At 60.2% G+C, this 26,633-nt stretch carries 29 protein-coding genes, 1 tRNA gene and 4 pseudogenes; 22 read left to right on the top strand and 12 right to left on the bottom strand.

The features are described 5' to 3' along the window. Positions 1–84 precede the first annotated feature (84 nt). From PMM47T1_RS15745 to PMM47T1_RS15725, 5 genes are all read left to right on the top strand, one after another. The gene (locus PMM47T1_RS15745; RefSeq protein ID WP_008370553.1) at positions 85–321 is read left to right on the top strand and encodes a hypothetical protein; all 237 of its coding nucleotides are present in this window, start codon (positions 85–87) and stop codon (positions 319–321) included. A gap of 214 nt (positions 322–535) precedes the next feature. Beyond that, positions 536–877 carry a ribonuclease E inhibitor RraB gene (locus PMM47T1_RS15740; RefSeq protein ID WP_008370551.1) on the top strand — a complete coding sequence of 114 codons (342 nt, stop codon included), beginning with the start codon at positions 536–538 and terminating at the stop codon, positions 875–877. Positions 878–1,128: 251 nt separating this feature from the next. Further along, positions 1,129–2,538 carry a circularly permuted type 2 ATP-grasp protein gene (locus tag PMM47T1_RS15735; RefSeq protein WP_008370549.1) on the top strand — a complete coding sequence of 470 codons (1,410 nt, stop codon included), beginning with the start codon at positions 1,129–1,131 and terminating at the stop codon, positions 2,536–2,538. A 12-nt stretch (positions 2,539–2,550) separates the two neighbouring features. Then, the gene (locus PMM47T1_RS15730; RefSeq protein ID WP_008370547.1) at positions 2,551–3,501 is read left to right on the top strand and encodes an alpha-E domain-containing protein; all 951 of its coding nucleotides are present in this window, start codon (positions 2,551–2,553) and stop codon (positions 3,499–3,501) included. Continuing rightward, entirely contained in the window at positions 3,498–4,301 is an 804-nt protein-coding gene (locus PMM47T1_RS15725) for a transglutaminase family protein (protein ID WP_008370545.1), read from the top strand. Before PMM47T1_RS15730 ends, PMM47T1_RS15725 begins: the two co-directional genes overlap by 4 nt. Before the next feature lie 81 nt (positions 4,302–4,382). Here PMM47T1_RS15725 and PMM47T1_RS15720 read toward each other — a convergent pair whose 3' ends face one another. Then, positions 4,383–4,793, bottom strand: a complete 411-nt coding sequence (locus PMM47T1_RS15720) for a rhodanese-like domain-containing protein (protein ID WP_008370543.1) — start codon at positions 4,791–4,793, stop codon at positions 4,383–4,385. 608 nt (positions 4,794–5,401) lie between these two features. Here PMM47T1_RS15720 and PMM47T1_RS15715 point away from each other — a divergent pair. Further along, a complete protein-coding gene (locus PMM47T1_RS15715; protein ID WP_008370542.1) occupies positions 5,402–6,115 on the top strand; it encodes an amidotransferase in 714 nt (237 codons plus the stop codon). Between the two features lie 165 nt (positions 6,116–6,280). On the opposite strand, the gene PMM47T1_RS15710 is transcribed toward PMM47T1_RS15715, so the two are convergent. The 3 genes from PMM47T1_RS15710 to PMM47T1_RS15700 form a co-directional block, all read right to left on the bottom strand. Continuing rightward, a complete protein-coding gene (locus PMM47T1_RS15710) occupies positions 6,281–7,252 on the bottom strand; it encodes a magnesium and cobalt transport protein CorA (protein WP_008370541.1) in 972 nt (323 codons plus the stop codon). 74 nt (positions 7,253–7,326) lie between these two features. Further along, complete coding sequence (locus PMM47T1_RS15705; RefSeq protein ID WP_008370540.1) at positions 7,327–8,046, bottom strand: lysophospholipid acyltransferase family protein; 720 nt, start codon at positions 8,044–8,046, stop codon at positions 7,327–7,329. A gap of 108 nt (positions 8,047–8,154) precedes the next feature. After that, positions 8,155–8,844 carry a crotonase/enoyl-CoA hydratase family protein gene (locus PMM47T1_RS15700; RefSeq protein WP_008370539.1) on the bottom strand — a complete coding sequence of 230 codons (690 nt, stop codon included), beginning with the start codon at positions 8,842–8,844 and terminating at the stop codon, positions 8,155–8,157. A 270-nt stretch (positions 8,845–9,114) separates the two neighbouring features. Between PMM47T1_RS15700 and PMM47T1_RS15695 the strand changes: the two genes are divergently transcribed. From PMM47T1_RS15695 to PMM47T1_RS15660, 9 genes and pseudogenes are all read left to right on the top strand, one after another. After that, a tRNA-Ser gene (locus tag PMM47T1_RS15695) sits at positions 9,115–9,204 on the top strand. A 1,782-nt stretch (positions 9,205–10,986) separates the two neighbouring features. After that, entirely contained in the window at positions 10,987–11,661 is a 675-nt protein-coding gene (locus tag PMM47T1_RS15690) for a site-specific integrase (RefSeq protein ID WP_008370538.1), read from the top strand. 95 nt (positions 11,662–11,756) lie between these two features. Continuing rightward, on the top strand, positions 11,757–12,359 hold the full coding sequence (locus tag PMM47T1_RS15685) for a hypothetical protein (protein ID WP_008370537.1): 603 nt from the start codon (positions 11,757–11,759) through the stop codon (positions 12,357–12,359). Between the two features lie 113 nt (positions 12,360–12,472). Continuing rightward, positions 12,473–13,530, top strand: a pseudogene (gene ltrA, locus PMM47T1_RS15680) (group II intron reverse transcriptase/maturase); the annotation flags it as partial. 59 nt (positions 13,531–13,589) lie between these two features. Next, positions 13,590–14,057: pseudogene (locus tag PMM47T1_RS15675) on the top strand (IS5 family transposase); the annotation flags it as partial. Positions 14,058–14,554: 497 nt separating this feature from the next. Next, positions 14,555–14,851 (top strand): annotated as a pseudogene (locus tag PMM47T1_RS29135) (site-specific integrase); the annotation flags it as partial. Positions 14,852–14,963: 112 nt separating this feature from the next. Beyond that, on the top strand, positions 14,964–15,194 hold the full coding sequence (gene vapB, locus PMM47T1_RS15670) for a type II toxin-antitoxin system VapB family antitoxin (RefSeq protein ID WP_008370529.1): 231 nt from the start codon (positions 14,964–14,966) through the stop codon (positions 15,192–15,194). Continuing rightward, on the top strand, positions 15,191–15,604 hold the full coding sequence (locus PMM47T1_RS15665) for a type II toxin-antitoxin system VapC family toxin (protein WP_008370527.1): 414 nt from the start codon (positions 15,191–15,193) through the stop codon (positions 15,602–15,604). Before vapB ends, PMM47T1_RS15665 begins: the two co-directional genes overlap by 4 nt. 12 nt (positions 15,605–15,616) lie before the next feature. After that, the gene (locus tag PMM47T1_RS15660; RefSeq protein WP_008370520.1) at positions 15,617–15,883 is read left to right on the top strand and encodes a hypothetical protein; all 267 of its coding nucleotides are present in this window, start codon (positions 15,617–15,619) and stop codon (positions 15,881–15,883) included. A gap of 395 nt (positions 15,884–16,278) precedes the next feature. On the opposite strand, the gene PMM47T1_RS15650 is transcribed toward PMM47T1_RS15660, so the two are convergent. Further along, on the bottom strand, positions 16,279–16,671 hold the full coding sequence (locus tag PMM47T1_RS15650) for a tautomerase family protein (protein ID WP_008370517.1): 393 nt from the start codon (positions 16,669–16,671) through the stop codon (positions 16,279–16,281). Between the two features lie 109 nt (positions 16,672–16,780). Here PMM47T1_RS15650 and PMM47T1_RS15645 point away from each other — a divergent pair, with 109 nt between their 5' ends. The 3 genes and pseudogenes from PMM47T1_RS15645 to PMM47T1_RS30365 form a co-directional block, all read left to right on the top strand. After that, positions 16,781–17,647: a LysR family transcriptional regulator gene (locus PMM47T1_RS15645; protein WP_008370515.1), complete on the top strand. Its 867-nt coding sequence runs from the start codon at positions 16,781–16,783 to the stop codon at positions 17,645–17,647. A gap of 102 nt (positions 17,648–17,749) precedes the next feature. Further along, positions 17,750–18,001 (top strand): hypothetical protein, encoded by a 252-nt coding sequence (locus PMM47T1_RS15640; protein ID WP_008370513.1) that lies wholly within the window; start codon positions 17,750–17,752, stop codon positions 17,999–18,001. A gap of 17 nt (positions 18,002–18,018) precedes the next feature. Then, positions 18,019–18,225, top strand: a pseudogene (locus tag PMM47T1_RS30365) (NYN domain-containing protein); the annotation flags it as partial. Between the two features lie 76 nt (positions 18,226–18,301). Here PMM47T1_RS30365 and PMM47T1_RS15635 read toward each other — a convergent pair. Then, a complete protein-coding gene (locus tag PMM47T1_RS15635) occupies positions 18,302–18,661 on the bottom strand; it encodes a hypothetical protein (protein WP_008370511.1) in 360 nt (119 codons plus the stop codon). A gap of 49 nt (positions 18,662–18,710) precedes the next feature. Continuing rightward, positions 18,711–19,946 carry an MFS transporter gene (locus PMM47T1_RS15630; protein ID WP_008370509.1) on the bottom strand — a complete coding sequence of 412 codons (1,236 nt, stop codon included), beginning with the start codon at positions 19,944–19,946 and terminating at the stop codon, positions 18,711–18,713. Between the two features lie 105 nt (positions 19,947–20,051). Here PMM47T1_RS15630 and PMM47T1_RS15625 point away from each other — a divergent pair, with 105 nt between their 5' ends. Continuing rightward, positions 20,052–20,972, top strand: a complete 921-nt coding sequence (locus PMM47T1_RS15625) for a LysR family transcriptional regulator (protein ID WP_008370507.1) — start codon at positions 20,052–20,054, stop codon at positions 20,970–20,972. Here the strand turns inward: PMM47T1_RS15625 and PMM47T1_RS15620 are convergent. Next, positions 20,924–21,673: a 3-oxoacyl-ACP reductase family protein gene (locus PMM47T1_RS15620; RefSeq protein WP_008370505.1), complete on the bottom strand. Its 750-nt coding sequence runs from the start codon at positions 21,671–21,673 to the stop codon at positions 20,924–20,926. The genes PMM47T1_RS15625 and PMM47T1_RS15620 overlap by 49 nt on opposite strands. 127 nt (positions 21,674–21,800) lie before the next feature. Between PMM47T1_RS15620 and PMM47T1_RS15615 the strand changes: the two genes are divergently transcribed. Further along, entirely contained in the window at positions 21,801–22,721 is a 921-nt protein-coding gene (locus PMM47T1_RS15615) for a LysR family transcriptional regulator (RefSeq protein ID WP_008370504.1), read from the top strand. Positions 22,722–22,770: 49 nt separating this feature from the next. Here PMM47T1_RS15615 and PMM47T1_RS15610 read toward each other — a convergent pair whose 3' ends face one another. Both PMM47T1_RS15610 and PMM47T1_RS15605 read right to left on the bottom strand, forming a co-directional pair. Further along, positions 22,771–23,253, bottom strand: coding sequence for a GreA/GreB family elongation factor (locus PMM47T1_RS15610; RefSeq protein WP_043301150.1), 483 nt, complete (start codon positions 23,251–23,253; stop codon positions 22,771–22,773). Position 23,254: 1 nt separating this feature from the next. After that, the gene (locus PMM47T1_RS15605) at positions 23,255–23,623 is read right to left on the bottom strand and encodes a hypothetical protein (RefSeq protein ID WP_008370502.1); all 369 of its coding nucleotides are present in this window, start codon (positions 23,621–23,623) and stop codon (positions 23,255–23,257) included. Positions 23,624–23,735: 112 nt separating this feature from the next. Between PMM47T1_RS15605 and earP the strand changes: the two genes are divergently transcribed. Together earP and PMM47T1_RS15595 are read left to right on the top strand one after the other, a co-directional pair. Next, positions 23,736–24,869, top strand: a complete 1,134-nt coding sequence (earP, locus tag PMM47T1_RS15600; RefSeq protein WP_008370500.1) for an elongation factor P maturation arginine rhamnosyltransferase EarP — start codon at positions 23,736–23,738, stop codon at positions 24,867–24,869. Positions 24,870–24,916: 47 nt separating this feature from the next. Then, entirely contained in the window at positions 24,917–25,486 is a 570-nt protein-coding gene (locus PMM47T1_RS15595; RefSeq protein WP_008370499.1) for an elongation factor P, read from the top strand. 90 nt (positions 25,487–25,576) lie between these two features. On the opposite strand, the gene PMM47T1_RS15590 is transcribed toward PMM47T1_RS15595, so the two are convergent. Both PMM47T1_RS15590 and PMM47T1_RS15585 read right to left on the bottom strand, forming a co-directional pair. Beyond that, entirely contained in the window at positions 25,577–25,996 is a 420-nt protein-coding gene (locus PMM47T1_RS15590) for an organic hydroperoxide resistance protein (protein WP_008370497.1), read from the bottom strand. Between the two features lie 150 nt (positions 25,997–26,146). Beyond that, positions 26,147–26,620, bottom strand: a complete 474-nt coding sequence (locus PMM47T1_RS15585; protein ID WP_008370495.1) for a MarR family winged helix-turn-helix transcriptional regulator — start codon at positions 26,618–26,620, stop codon at positions 26,147–26,149. Positions 26,621–26,633: the final 13 nt, after the last annotated feature.

The raw sequence follows: 26,633 nt of genomic DNA, 5'->3' as shown, positions 1-26,633 counted from the left end.
GCTGGGCGCAGCCCCGGAACGATGGCCCGCCGGTTGGGTCAAGTGAAGTGAGGCCTTTGCCTCAAGACTGCCGAGGAGATCTTGATGAAAAAGTGGCAAATCGCTTTTATCGACGAGCACGGCCAACAGCTGAACCTTGAAATAGACGCCGAGAGTCGTCCCGACAAGGATGAAGCCGCCCGACATGTACGTGCCTACTATCGCCCGGTGCTGGAAAAGGCCGACCTCAATGATTTCGATAATCGCGCCGCCGAGCCTGCGGCCAAGGCACTCAAGGACATGAATGCCATGGAAATCGTGTCCGTGACGCAAGTCGACTGATCTGCACCGCATGCGCCTGCCCCTCTGGCACAGGCGCTTCCTTCGCGCTACTCTGCAACTGAAGGCGGCCAATCTGCTTGGCCGAGCACTTGTCTTGTCTGCTCCATGCTTGTTTCCGGGTGACCCTGGGTCGCGTATTCCCTTTGCAGTTATCTGTCAACGGAGGTCCTGGAAGTACTGAAAGTCTATCCATCAATGATGAGGAGGACGATTCATGAGCACAGCCTATCAAGAAGACATCAGCACCCACGTTCTGCGCCGCATGAAAGAAGGCGGATTCGACTTCGCCAGCATCCACCCCATCGAGTTCTATGCCGTGTTCCCGGACGAGGAGTGCGCGCGCACGGCAGCGGGAAAGTTTCAGGGCGAGTCACTCAACGCCCAGGTCAGTGAACGCGACGATGGGGCCTGGTACCTGGAGTTGAGCAAGGTGATGTACGCCACCTATGGTGGCATCGGCGAATTCGAGCAGGGCTTTGAAGCCGTGATCGAGCCGTTGGGCGGCGAGATGGAAGGGTGGGGTGTGAAGCACCACATTCAGCGCCTGCAGGCCTAGACGTAGCTGCAAGCTGTGAGCTGCAGCGTCAAGTTGGCGCGTAAATCCAACTTGACGCTTGCAACGTGGAGCTTGCAGCTATCCTTAAGTCCGCTTCGCAATGAAGCGTACGGGAACCGGTTGGGCCACGTCATGCACAGGAATGGTGCGTGCCTGATTATCCAATAATCCAACCTGTTGTTTTTAAAGCGTTTCTGCCGCTGGCACGGGCCTTGCGATTGGCTTGGTGTCCGGGTGACAAGGAGTACGGCATGATCCGCACCTTTTATGATGAGATGTACGATGCCGGGGGTATTGTCCGCCCGCATTATCGGGAGTTCGCGCGCTGGCTGGCCGACACCCCCGAAGAGCTCCTGGCCCAGCGGCGCCGGGAAGCCGATCTGCTGTTCCACCGGGCCGGTATTACGTTCACGCTGTATGGCGATGAGCAGGGAACCGAACGGCTGATCCCGTTCGATACCATTCCGCGCAGCATCCCGGCCAGCGAGTGGCGGGTGGTGGAGCGTGGCTGCATTCAGCGCGTCAAGGCGCTGAACATGTTCCTGGCCGACCTTTACCATGACCAGCGCATCATCAAGGCCGGGATCGTTCCCGCCGAGCAGGTGCTGGCCAACGAGCAATACCAGTTGGCGATGCAGGGCCTGAACCTGCACCGCGACATCTACTCGCACATTTCCGGGGTAGACCTGGTGCGCGATGGCGATGGCAGCTACTACGTGCTGGAAGACAACCTGCGCACCCCCAGCGGCGTGAGCTACATGCTCGAAGACCGCAAGATGATGATGCGCCTGTTCCCCGAGCTGTTCGCCGCCCAGCGCATCGCGCCCATCGACCATTACCCCAGCCTGTTGCTCGACACCCTGAAAAGCTCAAGCCCCCTGGATAACCCCAGTGTCGTGGTGCTCACCCCAGGGCGTTTCAACAGTGCGTTCTTTGAACACGCGTTCCTGGCGCGCGAGATGGGCGTGGAGCTGGTGGAAGGCGCCGACCTGTTCGTGCGTGATGACCGCGTGTTCATGCGTACCACCGATGGCCCCAAGGCGGTGGATGTGATCTACCGGCGCCTGGACGATGCCTTCCTCGACCCGCTGGCGTTCAACCCCGATTCGATGCTGGGCGTGCCCGGCCTGCTGGCGGCGTACCGCTCGGGCAATGTGGTGCTGGCCAATGCCATTGGCACCGGCGTGGCCGACGACAAGTCGGTGTACCCGTACGTCACCGACATGATCCGCTTTTATCTGGACGAGGAGCCCATCCTCAAGAACGTGCCGACCTGGCAATGCCGCAACCCCAGCGAGCTGTCCCACGTGCTGGCGAACCTGCCAGACCTGGTGGTCAAGGAAACCCAGGGTTCGGGTGGCTACGGCATGCTGGTAGGCCCCGCCGCCAGCGCCGCCGAGATCGAGAATTTCCGTGCCCGGCTCAAGGCCCGGCCCCACGCCTATATCGCGCAACCGACGCTGTCATTGTCGACCTGCCCGACCTTCGTCGAAAACGGCATTGCCCCACGCCATATCGACCTGCGCCCGTTCGTGCTGGCCGGCCGTGAAACCCGTGTGGTACCGGGCGGGCTGACCCGCGTGGCACTGCGCGAAGGTTCGCTGGTGGTCAACTCGTCACAGGGTGGCGGAACCAAGGACACCTGGGTGGTCGAGGATTAAGGATGCCTGACAATGCTGAGTAGAACTGCCTCTGACCTGTATTGGATGTCGCGTTACCTGGAGCGCGCGGAGAATCTGGCGCGCATGCTCGAGGTCAGCTATTCGCTTTCCCTGATGCCCCAGGACGGCCGTGGCGATGGCCTGGAAGAGATGGCCATGCCGCTGTTGATCACCGGCACCCTGGACGATTACCTGGAGCGCCATGGCCAGCTGCACGCCGAACGGCTGCTGCACTTTTTCGCCCTGGACGCCAGCAACCCGGCCAGCCTCTATAGCTGCCTGGGTGCGGCCCGTGCCTGTGCTCACGCGGTGCGGGGGCGAATTACCGCCGACATGTGGGAAAACATCAACGCCACCTGGCTGGAAATTCGCGGCATCGCCGAGCAGGGCCTGGGCCGTTACGGCCTGAGCCGCTTTTGCGAGTGGATCAAGGAGCGTTCGCACCTGTTTCGTGGCGCTACCTACGGCACCATCATGCGTAACGACGCCTTCCGCTTCATTCGCTTGGGCACCTTCATCGAGCGCGCCGACAACACCCTGCGCCTGGTGGACGCCCGCTACGAAATGTTGGGCGATGAGGCCGAGTCGGTGGACGAGACCTCGGCGCGCAGTTATTACCAGTGGAGTGCCTTGCTGCGCGCGTTGTCGTCGTTCGAGGCCTACACCGAGATCTACCGCGACGCGCCGTCGGCCAACAACGTGGCCGAACTGTTGCTGCTGCGCGCCGACGTGCCGCGCTCGCTGCGCGCCTGCACCGAGGAAATTGACCAGATCCTGGCCTCGCTGCCTGGGCTCAACGGCCGCCCGGCCCAGCGCCTGGCCGCCGAGCTGGACGCACGGCTGCGCTACACCGGCATCGATGAAATCCTTGATGAAGGCCTGCACGCCTGGTTGACCGAATTTATTCCGCTGGTGGCCCAGCTGGGTAATGCCATTCACAGCTCTTACCTGGAGGCTGTATGAGACTCTCCATTAGCCACGAGACTGCCTACCACTACGACGACGAGGTGCGTGCCAGCATCCAGTACCTGCGCCTGACCCCGCACGACAGCGAGCGCCAGCACGTATTGAGCTGGCAATTGGACCTGCCGCGCCACGTGCGCGCGCAGCTGGACCCGTTCGGCAATATCCTGCACGTGCTGACCCTGGATGAGCCGCACCACGACATCATCATTGGTGCCCGCGGCCAGGTGGATATCGATGAAACCCGCGAGGCCGAGCACGAGTCGCAATCGCCGCTGCCGTTTCGCCGTTTCACTCGCCTGACCGAGGCCGACGAGGCCCTGCGTGCGTTCGCCGATCAGCAATGCAAGCAGCGTGGCGACCGCAATGCGCTGATTGACCTGATGCATGCGTTGAACCAGCACATGACCTACACCCCTGGCGCCACTGAGGTAGACACCAGCGCCGCCCAGGCCTTCGCCGCACGGGCAGGCGTATGCCAGGACCACACCCATGCATTCCTGGCCTGCGCGCGCAGCCTGGGCGTGCCGGCACGGTATGTGTCGGGGTACCTGTTCAGTGGTGAAAGCGAGCACCTGGCCAGTCATGCCTGGGCTGAAGCCTGGATTGACGACGCCTGGTACAGCTTCGACGTGACCAACCAACTGGCGCGCCCCGAGCGCCACTTGAAGCTGGCGGTGGGCCTGGATTACCTGGATGCCTGCCCGGTACGCGGCATGCGCCGTGGCGGCGGTTTCGAGCAGATGCACGCCAAGGTGCACGTCACGCCGACGCCGACCTTGCAGGTACAGGTTCAATAACCTGTCCGACATCAGTCGCCAGCCCGTAAACCGTAGCCGTAGCCGTAGCCGCAGCCGCAGCCTGCGGCAGCGGCTACACGGTCAGCAGTAGAAGCTGTCTTTCTGGCACAAGCGGAACAGTGCCGAATTCAGGTCCATGTAATTGCCGCCGTTCACGATCCTCAGAAACCCCGCCTTCTTCAACGCGGCCTCCGACTTGTTGGCGTTCTCGTCGGTGTCGCTGTACATCACCACCACCTGGCTCTTGTCCTGGATCACCTTGGCGAGCTGGTACGCCAGTATCCGGGCGTCGGTATCATCGGAAGAGAGTGGGCGCAGGGTAATGTCGACCTGCAGCGCGTTGTTGATATGGCCGGCGGAGAACTGGTCATCATTGCGCACGTCGAGAATGACCACGCCGTTTCCGATTTGGTCCACCGCCTCATCGATGTCAACGTAGGCGTTGGCATGAGTGCTGATCAGTAGTGCGAGGGGGGCAATCCATCTGCGCATTGGCCATTCTCCAAGGGTTCAATGGCAAAGATTGGCACAGATGCGCAGCCCCCGGTAGTGAAGGGGGGTGAATTTATTCAAGGTTGGGCGCGGCGCGGCTCAACCGAACAGCCGGGTGAGGTTGGGGAGTATCAACAACAGGGTGGTAATGGCGACGATGATGCCCGCTTGACGTACTTTGTCGTGTTTGAACATGGTTGGCTGCCTTCTTGTTATTATTCCATTGCGCCGACTGCGGGCCAGGTTGGCCAGGCGAAGACGTGCACCTGTGCTGCCATCGCCCGTCGGCTCTACAAAGCTTGAGTCACTGAAGCGATATTTCTAACAGTAGGGCCCGCGCAGCACGTGGCTTAGAACGCTTTGGTCCGACCTTATCGCGACGCAATCGCGAAAGCGTCTAGCAACTCGCCGAACGCAGCAGCGATTCCCATGCTAGACACCCTGCTTGCCCTTGAAGTCAGGTTTACCTGTGAATGACCGTTCGTCAGGCGCCGCCCAACGGGTGGGCAAAGCGGCCGATCAACGGACGCGCACTTGCAAGCCCGCGCCGTTTCCCGCAGTCTCAGCGCCGTGCACCTTTGCCTCTAATCGTGTCGGGTACTCTTTCTATGTCGTTACGCATCTGCATCCTGGAAACCGATGTCCTGCGGCCGGAGCTGGTCGATCAATATCAGGGCTATGGCCGGATGTTCGAACAGTTGTTCGCGCGCCAACCCGTGGCCGCGCAGTTCTCCATCTATAACGTGCTGAACGGGGAATACCCGGCGCCGGGCGAGGTGTTCGACGCCTACCTGGTCACCGGCAGCAAGGCCGACTCGTTCGGCAACGACCCGTGGATCCAGACGCTCAAGACCTTCCTGCTGGAGCGCTACACCCGTGGCGACAAACTGCTGGGCGTGTGTTTTGGCCATCAACTGCTGGCGCTGCTGCTGGGCGGCCGCGCCGAGCGGGCCAGCCAGGGCTGGGGCGTGGGCGTGCACGACTATAAAGTGGACACCCAGGCTGCGTGGATGAACCCGCCGGCCAGCGAACTGGCGTTGTTGATCAGCCACCAGGACCAGGTTACGGCCCTGCCTGAAGGCGCCACGGTGGTGGCCTCCAGCGCGTTCTGCCCCAATGCGGCGTATCACATTGGCGATCAGGTACTGTGCTTCCAGGGCCACCCCGAGTTCATGCACGACTACTCCCGGGCGTTGCTCGACCTGCGTGTGCAAAGCCTGGGCGAAGCACTGCATGGCAAGGCCATGGCCAGCCTTGAGCGCGAACACCAGGGCACCCTGGTGGGCGAGTGGATGATGCGTTTCGTGGCCCAAGGCCGCTGATGCCGCGGCCCGTAGGCGCTGCCGCCAGGCTGCGAAGGCCCGCACAGCGGGCCCTGGATCGGCTGGACGCCACAGCAAGGCCCTGCAAACCTTGTCGCAGCCTGACGACAGCGCCTACTTCAATAACCTCACACCCGGCAGTTGCTGCCATGAGGTTGCGCAGGGTTACAGCCACCCGGAGCGCTTGAAGCTGGCGTACAGCGCGCCGCAGCCCACAGCGATGGCCCCCAGCACGGCGAAGTAGCCGTACTGCCAATGCAGCTCCGGCATGTTCTGGAAGTTCATGCCGTAGATACCCGCCACGGCAGTGGGGAACGCCAGTATCGCCGCCCAGGCGGCAAACTTGCGTTGCACGATGCTCTGGCGCGATGACTCCAGCAGCATGCCGACCTCGATGGTCTGGCTGGCGATGTCGCGCATCGTGGCCAGGTCCTCCATCTGCCGGTTCACATGAATCTGCACATCACGAAAGTAGGGGCGCATGTTTTTGTCGATGAACGGGAAGTCCAGACGCTGCAACTCTTCGCTGATCTCCACCATGGGCCCCACGTAGCGGCGCAGGCGCAACAGTTCGCGGCGCAGGCTGTGCAGGCGCTGCACATCGGATTCATGCAGGCAGTCGGCAAGCACGTTGGCTTCGATTTGCTCGATCTCCACATGGATGGCCTCGCTGACCGGCTGGTAGTTCTCGGTGACGAAATCCAGCAGCGCGTACAGCACGAAGTCCTCGCCATGCTCCAGCAGCAACGGTCGCGCCTCGCAGCGCTGGCGCACCAGCGAGTAGGACGCCGAGTGGCCATTGCGGGCAGTGATGATGTAGCCCTTGCCGGCAAAAATATGGGTCTCGATGAACTCCAGCTGGCCGTCCAGGCGTACGGGTGAATAGGTCACGATGAACAATGCATCGCCAAAGGTTTCCAGCTTTGGCCGGCTGTGCTTCTCCAGCGCGTCTTCAATGGCCAGTTCATGCAGCCCGAACTGGCGCTGCAGGTTGGCCAGCTCCGTGGCGTTGGGTTGCTCCAGGCCGATCCACACGAAGTGCCCCGGTTTCTTTGCCCAGGCGGCGCCTTCATCCAGGCTGATATCAACCACTTTTTTCCCGGCGCTGTACACCGCCGCGGCAACGACTCTACCCATGGTTTGGCTTCTTGTTCTGGTGGCAGTGAATGCAGCTTGGTCCCAGTGTTGAGAGTCGGCAAGCTGCTTGGGGTTCAAGCGTGCTGCAGTCCGCGTTCAAGGTCATCGATGCACTGCTGCATCTGCTCGCGACACTGCTGCATCAAGGGCACCACGTCTTTGCTGGTCAGCCCATGGGTGGGGATGGCCGGCAACGAACGCACCGCCACGTGCCCGGCGCTCCAGCGGTTCAAGCGTACGCTGCGGCGGTAGCGGCTGACGCACAGCGGCACAATGGGCACGCCGGCATCGATAGCCATCTGGAAGGCGCCTTTCTTGAATGGCAGCAAGTCGCTGCCCTGATTGCGCGTGCCTTCGGGGAACACCCATATGGATGTGTCGCGCTGCAAGGTACGGGTAGTGGTCTGCAGGGCGCGACGGGCCTGGTAGGCGTTGTCACGGTTGATCAGCACGTTGCCGCCCAGCCAGAACAGCTGGCCGAAGAACGGCACCCACTTGAGGCTCTTCTTGCCGATGCACACGGTGCGGCGCGGCACCACCGTGCCCAGCACGAACAGGTCGTAGTTGGACTGATGGTTGGCAATGATCACGCAGCCGGGCGGCTGCTCGAACAGTGGCGTGACCTGAGCATCCAGTTCAAGCCCCAATATTTTAATGGCTGGGCGCGAATACAGGCGGGCGAACACCCGGCTGTTGTCTGGGTGGAAAGGGCGGCATAGCCCAATCAACAGGCCCAGGCCACCCACTGCAATAAAGTGCAGCCCCATCAAGATCATGCGAACGATGTAAAGCATCCAGCGACTCACCTTTGGCAGAGCGCTGGAGTTTAAGGGGGCGGCCGCGATTGGATCAATTAACTATATAGAACAACCTGGCGCGGCTGCCGTGGCAGCGGCATAGGCTTACAGCGGAATTTCCTGATCACGGATAATGGCGTCGTCCAGCAATTCCAGCAGCGCCTTGCGCACCTTGAGCTTGGTTTTGCGATGGGCCGTCATGTTGATTTTCTTCAATTGCTGCGCCGCCGCCAGGGCCGTGGCATGCAGTTGCTCGGCGCCGACCACCACGTCGAGGAAGCCGGCATCGATGGCCGTGGCCGGGGTAAACATCTCGCCATTGATGACCGAGCGCTGGAAAGCAGCCTTGCTCAGGCGGTCGCGGGCCAGCTCGATGCCAGCGTGGTGCATGGTCATGCCGATCTGCACTTCGTTCAGGCCAATGCTGAATGGGCCTTCCACGCCGATGCGGTAATCAGCCGACAGCAGCAGGAACGCGCCCTTGGCCACCGCGTGCCCCGGGCAGGCAACAATGATGGGGAAGGGGTGCGACAGCAGGCGGCGGGCCAGGGTGGAGCCTGCCGTGACCAGGCCCACGGCCTGTTGCGGGCCGGCGGTCATCACCTTCAGGTCATAGCCGCCCGACAGAATTCCGGGCTGGCCGGTGATGATCACCACGGCGCGGTCCTGCTCGGCACGGTCCAGCGCTGCATTGAAGGCAGCGATCACCTCCGGGGAAATCGCGTTGACCTTGCCGTTGCTCAGCGTCAGGGTGGCAATGCCCTCGTCCAGTTGGTAATCGATCAGCTCGCTCATGACGGTGTTCCTTGTTAGGGTTTTGCCGCTGACGTTACCCAGCACACCGGCCCAGGTAAAGCGCCATGACTGACCCACCAGTCACGCCAGGCGCCCCCAGCCATGCCGGCCGGGATTGCCCACCCAGCGCTGGCCGGTTTGCCCTGAACACAGGCTGTTTTAGCCTGAGGGGCATAAGCGCATGAAAAATCTGAAAAAAATGTTTGCCATCAGAAAAGCTTTCGACTACATTAGCGCGCCTCGACAGACAGAACATGTTTGAAGAGAAACGGTGAAGTGTCCGAGTGGCTGAAGGAGCACGCCTGGAAAGTGTGTATACAGGAAACTGTATCAAGGGTTCGAATCCCTTCTTCACCGCCACATTTGAACGAAAAGGCCCTGATTATTCAGGGCTTTTTCGTTTCTACGTTTTTGAAAAAATTCCCAGCCCATACTTTGGCCCATACCTTGGATGCGACCGGATTTACGACCAAAGGTAGGGTCACCACCGGTTTTTAGCTGTGCATTCCTCGATCAAGCACTACGTGATCCTAAGGCGGCTCATGACAGAAGGGGGGGCAATCGTCTTGATGCGCTCCGTGAGGGAATGACTGCTAGCCTGCGAGATCAATAACCGCGTAAATCAGCATCTGTCGTACGAGGCGACAGTGCTGCTCGCCCCCCCCGTGCTATTGACGTCGAAAGCAGTGAGCTGGAAAAAGAGCGTGGCGCTTTTGAGCGTTAACAGGGTCGTGAGTACACCAGCGCTTTGCTTTACTCACGGGTCCATTCAAACAGGGCTGCGCAGCCGCCCTGTTTGAATGGACCTCACCTAAAAAATCCAAAGCGCCGCAGTTCGCTACTGGCGGCCACGGTCTGCCATAGACGAATCACGCTTTCTATCGCTGCTACATCTCCCCAAGAACGTCGCTTGACCCTGCGGGGCGGGGGGAGTAGAAAAAGAAGGCACGAGCGCTGTCGATGACAGCACCCAGGTGGTCCGAACCTTAAAGGCCACTCCACAACCGTGGTGGTTCGCCCCAAGTATGTTCAGCATCCGGCAGTGCATATGGTCACCCCAGCCCAGGTGTGATGGATGCGTTTTCTTGCTTATTGACCTTGTGGCAACAGCTACACCCTCTCTCGCTACTCAGCAGCAACTTATTCCCTTGGCCATTTCATGCGCCAATCTGTGCCCGTCTCTTTCTTCCGGAAAGAGACGGGCACTCCTAACACTGCTGCAACCCACATCGGACGGGGCTTTGTGGCAACTCCCCTCGTGACAATCGGCGTGACAAACGCCGATGCCACCAGCAACAGCGATGCAGATGATGGTGCCGCAGACCAAGGAATGGACTGCACCTGGCTGACAGCCCGGCATGCCCCCGTCATCGCATCGCTGCCTCCACCCGGCTCAGGATCTCGCGGCGTTGGTTTCGTCAGCCGGCGCAGCCTCCACCCGCCCACCGGCAACGGTGTTCAGGAGGCCAGATCATGAGATGCCCTTGCTCCCGGTCGTAAGGAGCCGCCAGTCCCGCGCTAGAGGACGAAACCCACAGGCCGCAGGGGCCTTGATCCCTGATAACACTCAACATTCTTGGCGGGATGACGTGGGGCGAGGAGCGGGGAGCAGGTTATAAGGTGAACGACATGGTATCAGTCGGTACGCGCGACGGCCGTAATTTGGGTTACGGCAGACAATTGAGCTACGCAGCGCCTCAAGCGCTAAAAGACATGATCGGTGGTGGCTATTACGGTACCGACAAAGCACACAATCGCTGGCCAGCCCTTCGTGCGCGGGTATTGGGCGCAGGTTTGTCCAGGCTTCTATGACGCTTGAGAAGTAGATCGAAATACCTTGTTGGATGATGCCGCCTACATGCTCTGCTTGAGCGAGGTAATGTGGCCATTTCGAATGCGCATATTCGGTTCTCCAGCGTAAACCGCACCCTAGAGGTGCGTTTAATGGCGATCATCAGGTGAGCATTCTTAGCCCGGGCAAGATGCTAGGCATGAACCTTGGCAGTGTTCGCGTGTCAGTGCTGCAAGGACAATTTTCCGTGAACACTAGGGCACGCGGGCCTGTAAGCTATTCAGGAGGCCCGCTGGCCACTCTCTTAAGATCCGACACGATTCCCGTGCAATCCTGACAGAGAGCCCCGTATGACCATCCGCCGCGCTACTTCGCTTCGCCCTGGACAACTCAAGCACTTGATCCGCGTTGCATCCGTCACTGGTCGCCTACCAGAGCGCGATGTGGCCTTGTTGCGGCTCACCCATACCGCAGGTATTCGCGTCGCCGAGTTGGCCTTGCTGGAGGTCGCAGACGTGCTGTACCCCAGTGGTGCCATCAAGCCCGAGGTGTACTTGCGAGCGGACATCACAAAGGGTTGCAGGCCGCGAAATATCTATCTGACCCATGCCAAATGCCTTGCGGCGCTCGATGCGTGGTTATCGGTGCGTCATCGGCGCCGCTGGGGGCTTTCCGGCGCGGATGAATATCTAGGGTTGCGCCCAAGTTCAAAGTTGGTCATGACGCACAAAGGCCAGGCTTTTGAACTGGCATTCAAGCATCGGGAGCTGGACAGTGGGCCGGAGGTGTATCGGGCTTGTGATGCGCTGCAACAGACCATCACCAGGCTCTACCGGCAGGCCGGTATCAAGCAGGGATCATCGCACAGCGGCAGGCGCTCCCTTGCGGCAAAAGTGTTGGCGGCAACCGGTGATGTTGAGACCGTACAGACCATCCTTGGCCATGTCTGCCTTGACCACAGCAAGCCCTATTTAACTGTTGATCAAGCGACAATTCGACATGCATTCGAGGTTGCGCTGGCATAGAGACATCAGTAGTGTTCGTTGGATCCATGTTTGCACAGGGATCGTGCCGACGCGTTGATGGTGGGCTTTGGTGTTCGGGTACTTGAGGTGAGTAAGTGAATAGAGTGAAGGCTGCAGCCGTTGTGCTGCCTGTGTTGTTGGCCTGGGGGCATGCCGCGCTGGCCGATGGATGCGGTCATGAGGATTTGATCAGTGCTGCTAAGACGCCTTTTGTGCAGGACTTTCAAAACCCGCCGGACCTTCACAGTGATAGCGTCATGCCGTTTCGTGGAAAGGTGACGCAGAGTTCGTGTGAGGGGCAGACGCAAGCTTGCAAGATCACGTTTCAGGTGGAGCAGTATTTTTTTGATCTGACCGATGTGTTTGGGGAAGTGTTTAGTATCCCGGTTTATCACGCTGATCATATCGAGGTCACTATATTTGGCGGTACACCGGTACCTGAGCATGTCGTCATTGGCAGCGAATGGCTAGTGGTCGCCCATCGCTACGCCGCCAACGAAAGGTTTGGAGGAACGGGGCTCAATTACAAGTGTGGAGAATGGATAGGCCCCATCAAAAACGAGGTGGTGTATTTCAATAACGGTGCCTCTTCCATGCCTTATGAGCAGGCCCGTCAGGACATACTGCAGCCCGTGACCTCGGCGGGTGAAGAGGGCATGAATCGGCTCAGGCAGGCGATTCGGGCGTTGAGGCCCTGAGGTGCGCATTTGCTGAAACGCCTGACCTAGGTCGCGATGCGGGCATTGTGTAATACCGGGAAACCCCAGGTACACATAAGCCCAGCCATGCGCTGGGCCTAGGCAGTAGAGGGATACCGAAGGCATCGGGGGGTATACGCAGGCTGGGAGTGCCTACGGTCAGCGACCGTATCGCACAAACTGTAGTCAAACTTCTCATCGAGCCAAAGCTGGATGCGCTTTTCCATCCGGACTCATATGGATACCGACCAGGACGCTCAGCCAAACAGGCTGTAGCGATCACACGCGAACGCTGCTGGCGATACGACTGGGTGGTGGAGTTTGATATCAAGGCGGCTTTCGATCACATTGATCATGAGCTGCTGATGAAAGCGGTGCGAACCCATATCAAAGAGGACTGGATACTGCTGTACATCGAACGATGGCTGGTTGCTCCGTTCGAGGCAGCCGATGGCGTTCGCATTCAACGCGAACGTGGCACCCCGCAAGGCGGCGTGATCAGTCCCATGCTGATGAATCTGTTCATGCATTACGCCTTTGACGCTTGGATGCAACGAAACAGCCCCAACTGTCCTTTTGCCCGGTATGCCGATGATGCGGTAGTGCATTGTCGCAGCCAGAGGCAGGCAGAGCACGTGATGCGTTCAATCGCTTCACGTCTGGCGGTTTGTGGCCTCACGATGCATCCAGAGAAATCGAAAATCGTATACTGCAAGGACAGCAATCGACGCGCAGGGTATCCGCATGTGAGCTTTACCTTCCTTGGTTTCACTTTTAGACCCAGGAAGGCAATCGGCCAGCATAACAAGCTTTTCACCAGCTTCCTTCCGGGAGCCAGTGCGCAAGCGTTGAAGCGGATGCGGCGAGCAGTGCGCGAGTGGCGGGTCAACCGCCAAACTCACGTGACGCTGGCTGCTGTGGCTCGGCTTTACAACCCAGTGATACAAGGTTGGTGGCAGTATTATGGCGCGTTCTATCGGACGGCCATGCTTGGCATCTTTCGACATATCGATAGCGCGCTCAAGCGTTGGGCCGGTCGTAAGTACAAAATACTTCACGGGCGCAAGCGGCGTATATCTCACTGGTTGGATACGGTGCATACGGCTGCCCCTCGACTGTTTTATCACTGGCAAGTAACCGAGCAACAGGTTGGATAACGGGAGCCGTATGACGCGAGAGTGTCACGTACGGTTCTGCGAGCGGCTACGGGGGCAGTTCCTGTGGCCGACTCACCTCTTTGGCATGAAGGCGCACATCGGCGCTGACGTTGAGTCAGGACTAGTTCATCACGTTCATGGCACCGCCGCCAACATGGCCGATATCACCCAAGTCGCCGAACTGCTCCACGGGGAAGAAAACGCGGTCTATGCGGACGCTGGTTACACCGGTGTCGAGAAGCGTGAAGAGCACGAAAATCGTGCCGTGATCTGGCAAATCGCGGCTCGGCGCAGCACGTATTCCAAGCTGAACAAACGCAGCCTGTTGTACAAAGCCAAGCGCAAGATCGAGTACTGCAAAGCGCAGACACGCGCCAAGGTCGAGCACCCGTTTCGGGTCATCAAGCGCCAGTTTGGTTACGTGAAAGTACGCTTTCGTGGGCTGATGAAAAACACGGCGCAGCTGACCACGCTGTTTGCCCTGTCGAACCTGTGGATGGCTCGAAAACGACTGATGGGTTTGGGTGAGTTGCGCGCTTAACGTGGAGAACCGGGCGGAAAACGCTCCGTAGCACCTGTATTAGGCCGTTTTCGGGGAATAACGCTACGTGCCTGGCGAATCTCGGCTTGCCATCGCTGCACGGCAAGTTGATCGGAGCATCCTTAACGTGTCAGAACGTCTGATGAGTGCGGGCCGCATATTTTTCAAGCGCGAGCCGCTATCAAGTAGGCAGAGTTCTGGTGGCTCAGAATCACCAGCGCGGTGGCTCACTATCACTGGAATGGGTGGCTCACAACCAATGGAATGGGTGGTCACTATCACTGGAATACACACCCTAGAGGTGCGTGTAATGGCGATCATCAGGTGAGGATTCTTAGCCCGGGCAAGATGCTAGGCAGTGTTCGCGTGTCAGTGCCGCAAGGACAATTTTCCGTGAACACCAGGTAGGGCATGTTGATACCCTTGTCAGGAGGCCCCGGCCTGACTCTCTCCAGATCCAGGACGTTTCCAGTGCAATCCTGGCAGAGAGCCCCTGCATGACTATCCGCCGCGCTACTTCGCTTCGCCCAGGACAATTCAAACACTTGATTCGCGTTGCATCCGTCACTGGCCGTCTGCCAGAGCGTGATGTGACATTGTTGTGGCTCACCCATACCACAGATCGTGTTACCGAGCTGGCTTTGCTGGAGGTTGCAGACGTGCTGTACCCCAGCGGTGCCATCAAGCCTGAGGTGTACTTGCGAGCGGACATCACGAAGGGTTGCAGGCCACGAAATATCTATCTGACCCATGCCAAATGTCTGGCCGCGCTCGATGCGTGGTTTGGGGTGCGTCAAGCAACGATCCGGCGAGCATTTGAGATAGCTCTTTAATAAGCCATATGTCTTGCATATGCATGTCTGCGTTGCTATATTGCATATGTCAAACATATGTAGGGGTGACGTTATGCGCACTGTCTCAATTTTCAAGAACGGCAAGAATCAAGCAATTCGCTTTCCCGCTGACATGGCTTATGAGGGTATCGGCGAGCTGGAGATTACGCGCAGTGGCGACACGATCACACTGCGCCCCGTGCGCCCGAGCTGGCTGTCGCTAACTGAATTGCCCAAGGCTGATGCTGACTTTCTGCAAGAGCGTCCGAGCGTTATCAGCGATGAAGGCAGGTTCAATTTGTGACCACGTACATGCTGGATACCTGCATTTGCTCTTTCATCATGCGTGAGCGTCCAGAGTCTGTTTTGCAGCGCTTGGCCGCAGAGGTTGCCAGGAATAACCGGATCGTCATTTCTGCGATTACCTACGCCGAAATGCGTTACGGGCAGATCGGTAAGAAGGCATCGCCCAAGCACAAAACGCTGGTAGATGAGTTTGTGAAACGTCTGGATGAGGTCTTACCGTGGGATCAAAACGCGGTTGACGCGACGGTCGAGGTGAAGCTCGAACTCACCGAAGCTGGCTTGGTCATTGGCGAGAATGACACCGCTATTGCCGGTCACGCGATTGCTTCGGGTTGTGTGTTGGTCACGAACAATGTGCGTGAATTCAGCCGCGTTTCGGGCCTGCCTTACGAAGATTGGGTTCACTGAGGAAAAAGAGCCTTGAATCTTGACGCGATTCCGGTTGCAGCGCTGTTGGCTCTGGCAGTCTCGCTGTTTGGGCTATGGCGCGGTGAGCGGACTCAAAACAAGCCTAGAGCAGCGGAGCGTTTTCTGCTGCAACAGACAGTCTTGCTCAAGGCCGAGGCGGTTCGCTCCGAGTGGTACATGCTGCAACGGGAAAACAAAACTTTGATCCTTCGTTTGAGCCTCAACAACGACCTCCGACCTGAACTTCGAGCAGTCGCTTCCGACTACCTTCAAGATTAGAAGGAATTTATCCCGATGTGTATTGCAGACGCGACCACGTTTGCAGAAAACGTTTTTACTAACGGGACCAAGTCTAGCGAGAAGAAATGCCGCGAGGACCTTCGCCTTATTGAAGTCAGTCTCGAAAAATTGAGGCGGAATCAAGGGGTATCAGAACGAAGGTTTGACGAACTCATGCGGCAAGCAGCCGCTCATGCTGGAATCCAGGTGGGTAATTGCACGGACTTGCCCACCCATTTGCATTCGACCTGACCAGTCATTTGCATCGGATTTGACCGGCATGATTCGTGGACACAACCAGCAGAGAACGAACCATAGCGGTCATCCCACTGAAGTCGCCATGCTGGTTCGATGCCTATGTGAAGTCGAACAGCACCAACGCGCTGGACGGGCTCTCAAGGGTGGTGGAGCTTGTACTCCTGGCTCAACCCGCCATAGCCGTAGGCGCTGGCGCGGCAGTCGATCACATGTATGTTTGAGTGCGGGTGTACATTTCCTATTTCTTTGGCCAGCAACTCGAAAGCCTCATGCTGAAAGCGCGCTTTCTGGGCCTTGGTATTGGTTTCATCCGTGATTGTGACCTCCAGACGGAACGAGTTGCGTCCTTGTTCAGCCAGTGAAAGGTTCTCGATGAACCAAAGTTCATGAGGCAGGAACTGCACCATCACCAATGTCTGTTCCGGTCGCTTTTCCAGTACTTCACAGGTCAAGGCGGTGAGTTTGGGGACGATGCTATGGACTAGTTCAAGGTTCGAATCACCAGAAATCTTGAGTGTAATACCGGGCATGTTGAACTCCTTTGCCGGCAATGAATGTCCAGTAAAGAGTAAGAAGTTGCGTTGATGCTGAAAAGCCGGAAGATATGCATTCATCTATCGGAAAAACGGCAGGATCAACATGCGCCCCTTTGACCTGGATCTCTTGCGTTCCTTCACCGTTGCCATGGCTTGCGGCAGTCTTTCGGAGGCCGCGCCGCACCTGTGCCGGTCGCAATCAGCGTTGAGCGAACAATTACGCAAGCTGGAAGCATTCACCGGTGTAACGCTGCTGGAGCGGGGCAAAAAGGGTGTCCGGCCTACGCCCGCAGGGGAGCGATTGATGGTGCATGCACAAGAACTGTTGGCCATGAGTGATCGCGCTCTTGAAGACGTACGCGGAGTGACGTTTGCCGGCGAATTGAGATTGGCGATCACCGACTACTTCTTGCCCGTTTCGATTGCCGAGTTGTTGAAGCAACTGCGCCTGAGATATCCACGCCTTCGACTGCATGTGTCGGTGCGAAAGAGTATGCAGATAGAGAGCGGTGCAGATGCAGGCGACTTCGATATCGGCCTTTCAATGCGAATACTTGATGGCCGCAGCCTTCCCGAGGGCATCCCGGTACGTCGGGAAGCATTGCATTGGGTATCAGCCATGGGGTCTGAGCCGAGGAACGAAGAAGATAGCGCGTTGCCACTATTGGTGCTACCGCAGGGATGCAGTCTCCAACGCCTTACCCGAGAGACGCTGGACGCCCATAAGGTGCCTTATGTAATTGCCCATTCCGCGTCCGGAGTAGCAGGGCTGCAATCAGCACTGATGGCGGGGCTGGGGGTCGCTTGCCTGAATGCCTCGGCTGTGCCGGTGGGCGCAGAGATTTGCCGGCCAGCCTTCCTGTTACCGGCTTTGCCCGACGTTGAGTTCAGCCTGTTGCCTGCGCGTACTGGCGAGTCTGATTTGGTCGGTGCTGTCCGGGAAATGCTTGCCAGCAAATTTGGGGAATGAGTGACAAATCCCTGAAGCGAAAACGCCGGCACCCCTAGCCCCGCTGCAAACCGGGGCCGAGGCCGTAGAAGCCACATCCCCATAATTCAAGGACCCCCGCACATGAACAACGACCCGACTTCGCCGAATAGCTTCGAGCATTCCCGCCTGGCCGACCTGATCGCCGTGCATCAGGCCATTGCGGCGCTGGGCCAGGTCACGGACCTGGCGGCCGGGCAGGCGCAGCAGGCGTCCTTATATGCCCGCGTAGAGGCGCTGCATCCAACGCTGATCAGCCCCGAGGAGCGCGGGGCATTCAACCTGCTGATTGGCTCAATGGCTGGCGTGCGCGCCGAAACCCTGGGCGCTGATTGACATATCGGAAAACGAAGATGGCCGCTCACCCTACACCTGGTGAAGCACGCGTTGCCGTGCTGGTGGACTGCGACAATGTCTCACCTGACGTCTTAGAGCATGCTCTCCGAGTGGGTGCACAGTTTGGCAGAATCATTCTGCGACGTGGCTATGGCAACCATGCCACTCTCGCTAACAAATGGCAGGAAGCTTTGGTACGTCAGGCTTTCACCCCCTGCCTGCAGTTGAATGCCTGCCACTCTGTAGCCGTTGACGCAAGCAGCGGCGACGGGAAGCCGCCGCTGCCCAAAGGCCCACGCCTCACGCCGTCTTGTGCAACCTCCCATTGAGTTTCGAAAACGTCCGGCTATCCGCCACGGCCGTCAACTTGCGGCCGTCCTTCAGCGTGGCGATGAACGTCACCTGTTCTTCCTTGCCGCCCAGCCATAACCCGGCCACCAGCCCCAGGGGGCCCAGTACCAGCGCGCCGGCCATGCCCCAGCCGATGGCACCGCCCAGGCTGCGGTTGATTTCCTGATTGGCGACGGTGATGTTCTTGATGCGGTTGAGGGGTATCCGCTCGCCGGGCGAGGGGTGGTTGGCAGTCTTGAGCGTGAGCGATCCATTGCTGTACTCGCCTTCACACTGCAAGAAATCACCGGCTTTTATTGTGAGCTTCATGGTGGGATTTCCAGGTTGAATGCAGTGAATTCCAAACCTTGGGAATAGCTCACCTGCTGCGCAAGTCAATGTCGGGCGACGAGCTGCTGTCCCTCTGTGCTGAGGGCGCGCTGCTTGCTGTTGCGCGGGTGAGCCACACCACCAGGGCCAGCGCGCTGATGGCGACACCGGCACCGACGATGCCGGGCCAGCCGAGGCGAGCGTAGAGTTGCGCGCCCAGGGTTGAACCCAGCGCGCCACCGATGAAATAGCAGGTGATGTACCCCGCGTTGAGGCGGTTGCGTGCCAAGGGGCGCAGGGCATAGACCGCGTTCTGGTTGCTGACGTGTACCAGTTGCACGGCCAGGTCCAGCACCAGCACGCCCAGCAATAGTGCCCACAGGGACCGCCCGGCGAACGCCAGGGGTAGCCAGGCGGCCAGCAGGGTCGCCAGCCCTATCAAGGTGGCAAGGCTGCCCTTGCCGCGATCAGCCAGGCGCCCGGCGGCGTTGGCCGCCAGCGCACCAGCGGCACCGGCCAGGCCGAACAAACCGATAGTGGCGTCGCAATAGCCGTAGGGTGCAGCGCTGAGGACGAACGCCAGGGGTGTCCAGAACAGGCCAAACAGGCAAAACGTCAGCAGCCCCAGCAGGGCGCGCAAGCGCAGCACCGGCTCTTCAACGAACAGCGTCAGCACCGAGCCCAGCAGTTGCCCGTAGCCTAGCCCTGCGGACTGCCGACGGCGCGGCAGCGAAAACGCCAATGCCACTGCGCACAAGGTCAGCAGGGCAGCTGCGAGCCAGTAAATGGCGCGCCAATCGGCCAATGATGAGACCAGGCCGGCCGCTGTACGCGCCAGCAGGATGCCCAGCAGCAGGCCACTCATCAAGGTGCCTACCACGCGGCCGCGGTGTTGCGGGTGGGCGAGGCTGGCCGCCATCGGCACCAGTACCTGGGCCACCACCGAGAACAGGCCGGTGATGGCCGTGCCCAGCAGCAGCAACGTCAGGTTCGGCGCCATGGCGCTCAGCACCAGGCCGGCGGCGCTGAGCAGGGTCATGGTGACGATGAGGCGGCGCTGCTCCAGCAGGTCACCCAGCGGCACCAGCAGGAACAGGCCGGCGCCGTAGCTCAGTTGCGCGGTGATGACAATGCTGCCGGCACTGGCGGTGCTGAGCCCCAATTGCTGGGCAATGGTGTGCAGCAATGGTTGCGCGTAATAGTTGCTCGCTACTGTGAGGCCGGTGGCGATGGCCATGAGCAAGGTCAGGGCCGGGCTGAGTGAGGTGTTGCGCGGGGTGGACATGCGAGCGTATCCGTACGGGGAAAGAGGATAGAAGTATCCCCATGGCTTATCCATGACACCAATGTATTGTTGTCATTGAATCGATCGTAAAACGAGATGAAAGGCATGAACCTCAAACAGATCGAATATGCCCTGGCAGTGGCCGAGGAGGGCAGCTTCACGCGCGCCGCAGAGCGCTGCCACACTGTGCAGTCGGCCTTGAGTCATCAGATCGCACGCCTGGAGCGTCAACTGGGTGCGCAGTTGTTCGAGCGCACGTCACGGCGGGTGGCGTTGACGCCGGCCGGCGAAGCCTTCGTGCACAGTGCCCGCACGGCCCTGGCTGCCGCGCGGCGCATCAGCGATGACGTGGCTGCGGCCTGCGGGCAGGTGCGCGGCCGCCTGGGCCTGGGAATGATCTCGTCACTGACCGGGCTCGACGTGGTGGAGCGTATTGCTGCGTTTCACCATCAGTACACTCAGGTGGATGTGCAACTGTGTGTGGGGCGCAGCGAATGGCTGTTGGAAGAAGTGCGCGGGCGGCGTATGGACGTGGCGCTGATTGGCGTGTGGCCGGGCGAGCCGGTGCAGGGCGTGGCATCGCGGGCATTGGCCGACGAAGAGTTGGTGGCCGTGATGCATCCCGACCACGCCCTGGCAGCGCTGGCGCAGGTCAGCCTGGCCCAGTTGGCGGATCAGGCTTTGGTGGATTTTGCCGCCGGTAGTGGTGCGCGGCGTCAGACCGACGAGGCCTTCGCGGCGGCGCGCGTGGCGCACCGGGTGCAGTTCGAGGTCAGTGACATGCGTCTGGTGGAGCAGTTTGTTCAGCGGGCGATGGCCCTGGGCCTGGTGCCGGCCAGCGTGGCGCGCAGCTTCCAGGCCGTGGTCACGGTGCCTGTCAGTGATGCGCCACGGCGTCGGCTGTATGCCATCTGGTCGAATACCCCAACGCCGGCCGCTCGGGCGTTTGTCGCGATGCTGGAGCAGGCGCTTGCGGATCAGGCGCCGAAGCCACCGTCGATGGTCAGGCTGGCACCGGTGACGTAACCTGCTTGCGGGCCGGCCAGGTAGCTGACAAAGCCGGCGATCTCGTCGGCATGGCCGTAGCGCTTCAGCGCCATGAAGCCCAACATGCTTTCGGCCATTTCGCCGTTGGCCGGGTTCATGTCGGTGTCCACCGGGCCGGGCTGCACGTTGTTGACGGTGATGCCCCGTGGCCCCAAGTCGCGCGCCAGGCCTTTGACCAGGCCCACCAGCGCCGACTTGCTCATGGCGTAGGCGCTGCCGCCGGCGAAGGGCATGCGGTCGGCGTTGGTGCTGCCGATGTTGATGATGCGCCCGCCGTCACCCATGTGCTTGGCAGCAGCCTGGCTGGCGATGAACACGCTGCGCACATTGACGGCGTAGGTGCGGTCGAAATCTTCCAGGCTGAAGTCTTCCAGCGCTCCAAGGGCCAGCACACCGGCGTTGTTGACCAGGATGTCCAGGCGGCCGAAGGTTTCCACAGTGCTGTCCACGGCGTTGCGGATGGCGTGTGCGTCAGCGCTGTCAGCCTTGATTGCCAGGACCTTGCCGCCTTCAGCGGTGATGCCGTCGACCAGCGCCTTGGCGGCCCCTGCGGAGCTTGCGTAGGTGAAGGCCACGGCAGCGCCCTCGGCGGCCAGGCGTTTGACGATGGCGGCACCGATGCCCCGCGAACCGCCCTGTACAAGGGCGACTTTGCCAGTGAATGTGCGTTGATTGGACATGGGATTGCTCCAGTTGCACAGGGCGGGATGCCCTGGTTGATGGGGCTCAGTATCGTCTGCGGATTATGCTGTCGGTAGACCATGATTGGGATAGTCTGAGTAAACCAACAGTATCGAATGGCCTGCCATGGAAACCTTCAGCAACATTGAATGCTTTGTTCGCAGCGCTGAAGTGGGCAGCTTTGCCGAGGCGGCCCGGCGCTTGAGCCTGACCCCGGCTGCCGTGGGCAAAAACGTTGCGCGCCTGGAGGCGCGCATGGGGGTGCGGTTGTTTTTGCGCAGCACCCGGCACTTGACCCTGACCGAGGCTGGCCAGCGGTTCCTGGAAGAGGTGGGCGCAAGCTTTGCCATGATTCAGAACGCGGTGGCCAACCTGGCCAGCGCCCAGGGCCAGCCCACGGGCACCTTGCGGGTCAGCATGGGCACGGTATTCGGGCGCCTGTACGTAGTGCCCTTGCTGGGCGAGTTCTTGCGCCGTTACCCGCAGATTTCGCCGGACTGGCACTTCGACAATCGCCAGGTGGACCTGATCGGCCAGGGCTTTGATGCGGCCATCGGCGGTGGTTTCGACCTGCCCCAGGGCGTGGTGGCGCGCAAGCTGGCGCCGGCCCATCGCGTGCTGGTGGCATCGGCCGGCTATCTGGCAGCACGGTCACCGATAAGGGTGCCCGATGACCTTCACGCCCAGAACGGCATATTGATTCGCTCGCCCCAGACCGGCCGGGTGCGCAGTTGGCCGCTGACCGGGCGTGGCCATGCGCAAGCTGAATTGCGCCTGCCTGCGCGCATGACCCTCAGCGACTCCGACGCCGCCTGCGTGGCGGCGTTGCAGGACCTGGGCGTAGCCCTGGTGAGCATGCCCTTTGCCGTTCCTTATCTGGAGCAGGGGCGTTTGCAGCGGGTGCTGCCCGACTGGTACGTGGACGACGGGTTCATCTGGCTGTACTACGCCGAACACAAGCTGCTGCCGGGCAAGACACGGGTGTTCATTGAGTATTTGCAGGCGCAGTTCCTGGCTCAGGACCTGGCCATGCGTTTCACCGCCTAGCCCTGTAGCAGCAACTGTCTTGCGTCAGCCATCGGCCTGGCGGCAGTGGCTACACGATGTGAGTGACGGTATGCACCTGGCGGACTCCAGCCACGGTGAGGCTGATGTCTTCGTCTTCGAACTTGCCCAGCAGGCTTTGGCCCAGGGGTGAGCGGGGGGTGATCACGGTGATCAAACGCTCGCCCAGGGTGATCTTCAGGCCCGCCGCTTCCGGGCCCAGGAACAGCCATTGCACCTGGCCGTTCTCGGCTTCCAAGGCAACCAGCGCGCCGATCTGAATGCCCTGCGGGTGGTCGTAGTCGCGCAAGGCCAGTTGCTGATACAGGCTCAGGGCTTGGCGAATCTCTTCCATGCGCCGCGCCTGGCCGGTGGCCAGGTAGGAGGCTTCCAGGCCAAGGGTGTCGTACTTGTTCTCGGCTACGTTTTCTTCGTGGGTGGCGGTTTCGTAGGCGGTTTGCGCGGCCCGTTGCAGCACGTCGAAATCCTCGGCCAGGCGGTCGACGATCAATTGCCGCAAGGCGTGCTTGTTCAGGTCAATTGCAGAACTTGAGGACATTGGTGCGGCTCTTGTCAGTGGGGGCGGTGCGGTCCTGCTGCAGCCAGAACTGGCATTTGGGGTCCTGGTTGTGATTCTGGGCGTCGCCCTGGCTTTGCTCCTGGCGGCGCAGGTTGTCATTGTACTGCTGGAACATCGACGAGCTGTCGTCGGGCGCGCGCATGGCCGGTGGCGGTGGCGCCGGGGTGATGATGGGCAGCGGCGCGTTGAAGAACAGCTTGTAGCCCAGCCATGTGGTCAGGGCAATGGCCAGGAAACCCAGCCAGATACCCAGGGCAATGCAGCCCACCAGTTGTGCGGGGTTGAGGGTGACCAGCAGTTGGCGAGGGTTGGGGCGGTAGGGCATGACGGCCTCCTGGCGAGGGTTGGCTTATGATTGTCTCATGAGTGTGGCCGCTGTCGCCGACTTTGGCTCTACAATGCCCGACTTTGCCTGGAGGGCGGTGATGGACGCGGACGTGAAAGCCTCCTGGGATATTTTTTGTTGTGTGGTCGACAACTACGGCGATATCGGGGTGACCTGGCGCCTGGCGCGTCAACTGGCGGCCGAGCACGATGTGGCGGTGCGCTTGTGGGTGGATGACCTGAAATCCTTCGAGCGCCTGTGGCCCTCGGTTCAGCCGCAGCTGGCCAGCCAATGGCAGCAGGGCGTGGACATTTGCCAATGGCCGCTGGAGTGGCCGGCGGTGCAGGCAGCCGATGTGGTGATCGAAGCGTTCGGTTGCACATTGCCCGAGGCCTATCGGCAGGCCATGGCGGTGCGTACCACGCCGGCCTTGTGGCTGAACCTTGAATACCTGAGTGCCGAAAGTTGGGTGTCGGGTTGCCACGGTCTGCCTTCGCCGCAGCCGGATCGGTTGCAGAAGTATTTCTTCTTTCCCGGCTTTGTCGAGAAGACGGGCGGCCTGCTGCGTGAGGGCGACCTGCTGGCGCGGCGCCAGGCCTTTCAGGCCGATCCCCAGGCGCGCCGGGATTTTCTCGCCAGCCTGGGCGTGACGGTGCCCGCGGGCACGCGGTTGATGTCGTTGTTCGCCTATGAAAATGCCAGCCTGGGCGAATGGCTGGACGCGCTGGCGGCCGATGCATCGCCTACTCATGTGCTGGTGCCGCAGGGGCGAGTGCTGGGCGACGTCCACGCCTGGCTGGCGGTGGAGGCCCTTGAGGTGGGCGCCGTTCATCGGCGCGGGGCGCTGTCGGTGCAGGTGGTACCGTTTGTTCGCCAGGATCAATACGACTTGCTGCTGTGGTGCTGCGACTTCAATGCGGTGCGCGGCGAAGACTCGTTCGTGCGCGCCCAATGGGCTGGCCGGCCCTTGTTGTGGCACATCTATGAGCAGGAGGAGTACGCCCACTGGGAAAAGCTTGAAGCCTTCCTGGCGCTCTATGTCGAGGGCCTGAGCGCCGAGGCGGGCCAGGCACTGACCCTGCTGTGGCGCGCCTGGAACCAGGGAAAGGCCATGGGCCAGGCGTGGGGGCAGGTGTTACAGCATTGGGACGAATTGCGCGCCAATGCCGAGAAATGGTGCGCCCGGCAAGCCGCTCAGCCTGATCTTGCGACGGCGCTGGTGAAGTTTTACCGAAATTGGATATGATATGCGGCCTAGATTTTTGTAAATCCATCCAAATTCGGATATTCGCAATGAAAACTGGTAAAGAGCTTAAACCCGGTACCGTGATTCGTATCGACAACGACCCATGGCTGGTTCAGAAAGCTGAATTCACCAAGTCGGGCCGTAACAGCGCGATCATGAAGACCAAGCTGAAGAACCTGCTGACCGGCTACAAGACTGAAACCGTCTACAGCGCCGACGACAAGCTGGACGACGTGATCCTGGACCGTAAAGAAGCCACCCTGTCTTTCATCAGCGGTGATTCCTACACGTTCATGGACACCACTGACTACACCATGTACGAGCTGAACGCCGAAGACATCGAATCGGTTCTGCCATTCGTTGAAGAAGGCATGACTGACGTCTGCGAAGCTGTGTTCTTCGAAGGCCGCCTGGTATCCGTTGAGCTGCCGACCACCATCGTGCGTCAGATCGACTACACCGAAGGTTCGGCTCGTGGCGACACCTCCGGCAAGGTCATGAAGCCTGCCAAACTGAAGAATGGCACCGAGCTGAGCGTTGCCGACTTCATCGAGATCGGCGACATGATCGAGATCGATACCCGCGAAGGCGGTTCGTACAAAGGTCGCGCCAAGTAATCCTGGCCCTTCCTGCGTAACAAAAAGCCCGACCATCGAGTCGGGCTTTTTTGTGCCTGTGAAGTGCTGTTTGCGTCAGCCTTCAGGGCCTCACACCGATACGTGCAGGCGTACGTCGACGTTGCCGCGGGTGGCGTTGGAGTACGGGCACACCAGGTGAGCAGCGTCTACCAGCGCCTGGGCGTCGGCCTGTTCCAGGCCTGGCAGGCTGATGCGCAGGTCGATGTCCAGGCCGAAACCGCCGGGGATCTGGCCGATGCCGACTTCGGCGGTGATCTGGGTGTCGGACGGCAGGGCGCGCTTGGCCTGGCCGGCAACGAACTTCAGGGCGCCGATGAAGCAGGCCGAGTAGCCGGCGGCAAACAGTTGCTCGGGGTTGGTGGCTTCGCCGCCTGCCCCGCCCAGTGCCTTGGGTGTGGCCAGTTTCACGTCGAGAATCTTGTCGCTGGAAACAGCGCGGCCGTCGCGGCCACCGGTAGCGGTTACGGTTGCAGTGTAGAGCGTTTGCATGGTGACACCTCGAAGACTGTGGGGGGAATGCTTGGGTACGGAATTAGATTAGTTCGTTAATAGTTTGCGCGCAAGATAAATAATCGAGGGTCACGATGAACGGTATCTGTGTGCCTGTACGCGGAGGCGGCGGCTACAGCACAGCGAGGGTCAGAGGTTTTGGTGAAGGTGGCCGCGCAGTTCCAGCAATTCGCCTTGCAGCTGGCGCAAGCGGTCTACCGTGCTGCCCGTGGCCGCCAGGATGCACCCTGGGATGCTCTTGGCTTTTTCCCGCAACGCCCGCCCGCGCTCCGTCAGCTCGACGATCACCACACGCTCGTCCTCGCGGCTGCGGGTGCGGCTGAGCAAGCCTTCGGCTTCCAGGCGCTTGAGCAGCGGGGTCAGCGAGCCCGGGTCAGTCAGCAGCCGGGTGCTGATTTCGCCCACCGTCAACCCGTCCTTTTCCCACAGCACCATCATGGTGAGGTATTGCGGGTAGGTCAGGTCCAGCGCCTGCAACAGGGGCTTGTAGACCTTGGTCATCAGCAGCGAGGTGGAGTACAGGGCAAAGCACAATTGGCTGTCGAGCAGCAGATCGTCGCAGTGGCCTTCGGCAGCGCTGGAAGTGGGGCGGTCGGCGTTCATGCTGATCCTTGAG

Source organism: Pseudomonas sp. M47T1, assembly GCF_000263855.1.
In the GTDB taxonomy this organism is placed as follows: Bacteria; Pseudomonadota; Gammaproteobacteria; order Pseudomonadales; family Pseudomonadaceae; genus Aquipseudomonas.
Note: the sequence above shows the minus strand (reverse complement) of the source record. Positions and strands in the feature narration are given on the sequence as shown.

Coding starts and splice junctions, on each gene's coding strand:
- PMM47T1_RS15640 (WP_008370513.1), top strand. CDS start 17,750: ATGAACAACGACCCGACTTCGCCGAATAGCTTCGAGCATTCCCGCCTG.
- PMM47T1_RS15730 (WP_008370547.1), top strand. CDS start 2,551: ATGCTGAGTAGAACTGCCTCTGACCTGTATTGGATGTCGCGTTACCTG.
- PMM47T1_RS15735 (WP_008370549.1), top strand. CDS start 1,129: ATGATCCGCACCTTTTATGATGAGATGTACGATGCCGGGGGTATTGTC.
- PMM47T1_RS15700 (WP_008370539.1), bottom strand. CDS start 8,844: ATGAGCGAGCTGATCGATTACCAACTGGACGAGGGCATTGCCACCCTG.
- PMM47T1_RS15690 (WP_008370538.1), top strand. CDS start 10,987: ATGACCATCCGCCGCGCTACTTCGCTTCGCCCTGGACAACTCAAGCAC.
- PMM47T1_RS15710 (WP_008370541.1), bottom strand. CDS start 7,252: ATGGGTAGAGTCGTTGCCGCGGCGGTGTACAGCGCCGGGAAAAAAGTG.
- PMM47T1_RS15650 (WP_008370517.1), bottom strand. CDS start 16,671: ATGCCCGGTATTACACTCAAGATTTCTGGTGATTCGAACCTTGAACTA.
- PMM47T1_RS15720 (WP_008370543.1), bottom strand. CDS start 4,793: ATGCGCAGATGGATTGCCCCCCTCGCACTACTGATCAGCACTCATGCC.
- PMM47T1_RS15585 (WP_008370495.1), bottom strand. CDS start 26,620: ATGAACGCCGACCGCCCCACTTCCAGCGCTGCCGAAGGCCACTGCGAC.
- PMM47T1_RS15645 (WP_008370515.1), top strand. CDS start 16,781: ATGCGCCCCTTTGACCTGGATCTCTTGCGTTCCTTCACCGTTGCCATG.
- PMM47T1_RS15705 (WP_008370540.1), bottom strand. CDS start 8,046: ATGCTTTACATCGTTCGCATGATCTTGATGGGGCTGCACTTTATTGCA.
- PMM47T1_RS15725 (WP_008370545.1), top strand. CDS start 3,498: ATGAGACTCTCCATTAGCCACGAGACTGCCTACCACTACGACGACGAG.
- PMM47T1_RS15605 (WP_008370502.1), bottom strand. CDS start 23,623: ATGCCCTACCGCCCCAACCCTCGCCAACTGCTGGTCACCCTCAACCCC.
- PMM47T1_RS15620 (WP_008370505.1), bottom strand. CDS start 21,673: ATGTCCAATCAACGCACATTCACTGGCAAAGTCGCCCTTGTACAGGGC.
- PMM47T1_RS15630 (WP_008370509.1), bottom strand. CDS start 19,946: ATGTCCACCCCGCGCAACACCTCACTCAGCCCGGCCCTGACCTTGCTC.
- PMM47T1_RS15745 (WP_008370553.1), top strand. CDS start 85: ATGAAAAAGTGGCAAATCGCTTTTATCGACGAGCACGGCCAACAGCTG.
- PMM47T1_RS15625 (WP_008370507.1), top strand. CDS start 20,052: ATGAACCTCAAACAGATCGAATATGCCCTGGCAGTGGCCGAGGAGGGC.
- PMM47T1_RS15590 (WP_008370497.1), bottom strand. CDS start 25,996: ATGCAAACGCTCTACACTGCAACCGTAACCGCTACCGGTGGCCGCGAC.
- PMM47T1_RS15740 (WP_008370551.1), top strand. CDS start 536: ATGAGCACAGCCTATCAAGAAGACATCAGCACCCACGTTCTGCGCCGC.
- PMM47T1_RS15635 (WP_008370511.1), bottom strand. CDS start 18,661: ATGAAGCTCACAATAAAAGCCGGTGATTTCTTGCAGTGTGAAGGCGAG.
- PMM47T1_RS15715 (WP_008370542.1), top strand. CDS start 5,402: ATGTCGTTACGCATCTGCATCCTGGAAACCGATGTCCTGCGGCCGGAG.
- PMM47T1_RS15595 (WP_008370499.1), top strand. CDS start 24,917: ATGAAAACTGGTAAAGAGCTTAAACCCGGTACCGTGATTCGTATCGAC.
- PMM47T1_RS15615 (WP_008370504.1), top strand. CDS start 21,801: ATGGAAACCTTCAGCAACATTGAATGCTTTGTTCGCAGCGCTGAAGTG.
- vapB (WP_008370529.1), top strand. CDS start 14,964: ATGCGCACTGTCTCAATTTTCAAGAACGGCAAGAATCAAGCAATTCGC.